Annotated in this window: 1 pseudogene; it reads left to right on the top strand. The window is 48.9% G+C overall.

Annotation, left to right across the window (positions count from 1 at the left end):
• Positions 1-1136, top strand: a pseudogene (locus ACFIKE_RS11040) (porin family protein); the annotation flags it as partial.

Raw genomic sequence — 1136 nt, 5'->3', positions numbered from 1 at the left:
TCTCCTAAACTTTCAGGTTTTCTAGGTGGTTTTTATGCAGGTTCTAATATTGATCTCGGTGATAACTTTATTTTTGGCATCGATACGGATTTAATGATATCTGGGAAAAAGCACACAAAGACCATTAACATAGGTGCGGCTGATAACACTACAATAGAAAATGCAGTCGTAAGATCCCGCAGATCCGCAAGCCCACAAACATCTCCAAGCCCAGCTCCGCAAGCAGGAACACCGGCACCAGCACCAAAAGCCTCTTCAGAAGGATCTGCGGGTGCAGGAACACCTGCAGCAAGCCCTGCGTCAGGAACAGCTGCTGGTGCAGGAGCTACAGCAGTAGGGACTTCAGCATCAGGATCCGCGTCAGAACAATCTGCTGCAACGCAACCCAGTCAAGCACCAGCTGGATCAGTAAATGCAGTTCAACGAACACAAGCAGGAGCAGCACCATCAAATCAAGCAGCAACAACTGGAAATACTGGCAGTGCTAATACAACAGTAGGAAAAACAGTGACGGTAGAAAGAACATCAGGAGTTTCAAAACCATCATCTGCATCGTCAGTAGCACAACCAACCTCCCCTAAAAGAGTGCAAGCGGCATCGTCCTCATTGGGAAGATCAGATACAGGAGGGGCATCGTTAGGTGGGGTAGGTAGATCACAAGCATCTGTGCAGTCAGCATCGCGATCAGCTACTGTATCAGTAGGGTCCGCACGAGTACAACCTACACTGGTAAAATCTAGCGTAACCGCACCAGCAGTACAGCCAGCAGCAAAAGCGCCTACATCGGTACAATCAGCATCACAACCATCAACAGCAGAAAAAACAGTACCGAGCGCACCACTTGTACTCGCGAGATCAGGATCATCCTCTGAATCAGCAAAAGCTTCCAATGGAACAAGCGGAGCCCAACACGGAGGTCATCATGGCGCTCATGGTGGCGGAAATGCTAATCCGCATGGTGCATCTCACGCAGGTGGGCATGGCTCTGGCGCTCATGCGCATGGTGCTAATCCACATGCTTCTCGTTCTCACGGTGCACAAAGTACACAAGCGGTGGATAAGAACAATTCCAGTGTATATGGTATAGAACAAATGAAAAAGATGGCTTCTGAACTTGGTCTTGATCAAGAGGATGA

It is taken from the genome of Bartonella sp. MU70NMGDW, assembly GCF_042194085.1.
GTDB classification, from domain to species: domain Bacteria; phylum Pseudomonadota; class Alphaproteobacteria; order Rhizobiales; family Rhizobiaceae; genus Bartonella; species Bartonella grahamii.
Note: the sequence above shows the minus strand (reverse complement) of the source record. Positions and strands in the feature narration are given on the sequence as shown.